Source organism: Paracoccus sp. TRP (assembly GCF_000185925.1).
GTDB classification, from domain to species: domain Bacteria; phylum Pseudomonadota; class Alphaproteobacteria; order Rhodobacterales; family Rhodobacteraceae; genus Paracoccus; species Paracoccus kondratievae.
Genome location: NZ_AEPN01000100.1, coordinates 1 through 2827, shown reverse-complemented (window position 1 = coordinate 2827; position 2827 = coordinate 1). Strand labels below are relative to the sequence as shown.

Annotated in this window: 6 protein-coding genes; 2 read left to right on the top strand and 4 right to left on the bottom strand. The window is 61.3% G+C overall.

From position 1 onward, the window contains the following. Positions 1-261, top strand: a 261-nt coding sequence (locus PARACOCCUSGL_RS0119930; RefSeq protein WP_192826993.1) for an EscU/YscU/HrcU family type III secretion system export apparatus switch protein, incomplete at its 5' end; no start/stop codon positions are given. Then, positions 258-641 (top strand): hypothetical protein, encoded by a 384-nt coding sequence (locus PARACOCCUSGL_RS0119925; RefSeq protein ID WP_010400813.1) that lies wholly within the window; start codon positions 258-260, stop codon positions 639-641. The genes PARACOCCUSGL_RS0119930 and PARACOCCUSGL_RS0119925, both read left to right, overlap by 4 nt. Before the next feature lie 346 nt (positions 642-987). Here the strand turns inward: PARACOCCUSGL_RS0119925 and PARACOCCUSGL_RS22630 are convergent, their stop codons facing one another. The 4 genes from PARACOCCUSGL_RS22630 to PARACOCCUSGL_RS0119905 form a co-directional block, all read right to left on the bottom strand. Continuing rightward, the gene (locus tag PARACOCCUSGL_RS22630) at positions 988-1275 is read right to left on the bottom strand and encodes an I78 family peptidase inhibitor (protein WP_050804232.1); all 288 of its coding nucleotides are present in this window, start codon (positions 1273-1275) and stop codon (positions 988-990) included. A 2-nt stretch (positions 1276-1277) separates the two neighbouring features. After that, positions 1278-1616 carry a hypothetical protein gene (locus tag PARACOCCUSGL_RS0119915; protein ID WP_010400807.1) on the bottom strand — a complete coding sequence of 113 codons (339 nt, stop codon included), beginning with the start codon at positions 1614-1616 and terminating at the stop codon, positions 1278-1280. A 110-nt stretch (positions 1617-1726) separates the two neighbouring features. Then, entirely contained in the window at positions 1727-2353 is a 627-nt protein-coding gene (locus tag PARACOCCUSGL_RS0119910) for a TetR/AcrR family transcriptional regulator (protein WP_029372824.1), read from the bottom strand. 15 nt (positions 2354-2368) lie between these two features. Continuing rightward, positions 2369-2827, bottom strand: a 459-nt coding sequence (locus PARACOCCUSGL_RS0119905; RefSeq protein ID WP_010400803.1) for an IS5 family transposase, incomplete at its 5' end; no start/stop codon positions are given.

Here is a 2827-nt window from a genome sequence, read left to right as displayed (position 1 = left end):
GTCACGTCTCGACGGAAATCAACAGCCAAAGGCGTGGATGAGGTTGCTGCCCGCATCCGCGAACGCGCGCGAGAGCATCAGATTCCGATATGGTCGGACCCCCCTTGCGCCCGGGCGATCCACGCAACCGTCGAAATCGGGCAAGAAATCAAGCCTGAGCATTTCGCACCCGTCGCTGCAGCCATTCGGTTTGCCGAGGCGATGCGTAAAAAGGTGCGCGAGGGTTGGGGCAGCTTGCCACGGCGGAAGGTAAGGTCATGAGGCGCCAAAAAGCTCTGCTTGCCGGATTGGAACGGATCGCTCGTCTCAAGGCTGATCTGGAAATGCAGCGCCTGGCGGTTCTGCGCACCCATGTGGGCGCGGCAGAGCGCCGCGTTGCGCAGCTTAAGGCTGAACTGGACACAATCTACCGCACAGACACCTCATTTACGCTTGCCGGCGCGCGGTTGGCAAATGCTCTGGCAGGAGAGTGCTGTCGCGCCTTGCTGACTGCTGAGCAGGAACTGGCCGGGATGCTGCCAGGTTATGAGCTTGCACGGCAGGCCGCTGCGCGCGAGTTCGGCCGTGCTGAGGCGGTGCGGGCATTGCAGCAGCGGCTGGCTTCGAAGCCCCGAGCTGATCAGGGCTCAGCACAACCGTGATTCCTGCACGGCAACGAGATCAGGCATTGTCCCCCCCCCGACGGATTTCCGGGAAAATCCATGTGCAACGACAAATGCCGCAACCTGATCGAAATCACGTTGGGTTGGCTCAAGGCGTGGTGTTGGGGCCCGGTGCGCTTGCGGTGACTGTCATGCTTTCGATAGATGGTCGGCCCCCAGTGACCAACCGGCGGATGCTTGACCGGAGTCTTCGCTTAGGACCGGAAAAGAGCGGTTAGCTTAGGGTCACAAAGCGGCTGGAAACTGGAAAAGATACGGCGGCTTTCAGCCCCGGGCGCGGTTGTGTTGCCGCCTTACGCCCCGGGGCTGTCGCAGCCATATCCGGTCAATAGCAAGCGATCTTGGCGATCTTGCCGTCTTGGCCGATCTCAAAATTCAACCGATTTGCACGATAATCCATCGTGACCGGGTCACGCGGACCAATGACGCGGGTGCCCGCGGGCAAGGTCATTTTGCCGAGGACCGATCGCGGCTGACCTGTCAGGCCGCGAAACGAAGTAGCCTGACATTGATCGCTTTGAGAATCCGGAGCCGGTGCTGGGGCCGGAGCCTCTGCACAGGCGCCCAGGACGCAAAGCGGCGCAAACAGTAAGGCCTGTCGGATTACTCGCATAATCAGCCGCAATCGATGTTGTAGATGTTGCCCGAGGCATCCAGCCGGAACACGATGCGCAGCGGATCATATTCTTGCGGCTCGATGCCACGATACTCGACCACGCGATATTCGCGGGAGACGCCCAGACTTGGGATGATGCTGCCCGGTTGGCCGAGGGCCGAGACATAGTTCTTGGCATGGCAGGCATCGGGTTCGCGCGATTCCAGACCATTGACGCCGGCGACCGGCGTGGGCGGCAGTGGTGCAACGTTCGCTGCGGGCTCCGGCGCGGGCGCATAGGCCGGGGCGCAGGCGGCAAGGGGGGCAAGAGCAAGAAGCGCGATCAGGGCTCGGTTCATCGGGTGGCCATCCAGTGAGAGAATTTCCGTCACCGTATCATAGGAGTGCAGCAGGGAAATGAGAAGCGGTCACTCGGACACGACCAGCGGATCTTTGCGGTGGGATACGCCTATTCGGCCGCCTCCATCAGCGAGCTCTTGCCGCTTCCATAGCAGGCAAGAAACATAGTTACGGCGCCGCGATTCACTTTGCGTACAAGTTCCCTGTCCACCGATTGCGGCCCAAGGAACAGGGCGCGGTCGTGGATCGCAGTGCCAGCCAGCTCGATGAGCTGATTGGCAGCCAGTTCAAGATCCGGGATGCGCAATTCGCCGCGTTGGACGCAGCGATCAAGGTATTTGACAAGCTGCTGGCGCAGCAGGGCCGGGCCGGATTCGTAATATTCCTGCGCAAGCAAGGGAAACCGTTCGGCCTCGGCCACGCTGACCCGAAAGACGCGCAGACCGATATCAGAAGTCACATAGGTCGAGATGATCTGGACGAGAAAGGGTAGTACCTGCTCAACCGGCAGATCCACGTCGATCAGCGCGCCGGTGTCGGTGGCCTCACGCGCCAGTTCATGGCGGAAGACCTCCATGAACATGATCCGCTTGTCCGGGAAATAACTATAGAGCGTGGCTTTGGAGACACCCGCAGTCCGGGCGATGTCGTCGACGCTTGCCCCCTCAAAACCGTCGCGCAGAAAGATCGTGCGCGCGCCTTCCAGCACTTGCAGGAATTTGCGACCACGCGTCACCGGAAGAGCCTTAGGTCATGTTGACAAATGGCGGAGCCAGAGGCGGATCGACGGGATGTCGATGAAGCCCAGGAAGCTTTCGGCGGTCTTGTCGTAGCGGGTGGCGACGCGACGGGCATTGTTGAGCTTGTTGAAGCACCGCTCAACGAGATTGCGCAGGCGGTAGAGCCTGCGGTCAACGGCGACCCGTAGCTTCCGGGTTTTGCGCATGGGGATGACCGGCACCACGTCGCGCACCTCCATGGTCTTGCGGATGTTGTCGGAGTCGTAGCCGCGGTCTGCGAGCAGAACGCTTGGCTCGGGCAGGTTGTCAGCCATGACCAGATCGAAGCCGAGGTAGTCCGATGTCTGCCCGGCCGTGATCTCGGTTCTCATGGGCAGGCCTGCCGCATTGACCCGCAGATGGATCTTGGTCGTGAAGCCACCTCGCGAGCGGCCGAAACCTTGGCGCGGAGTCCCCCTTTTGCGCCCGCT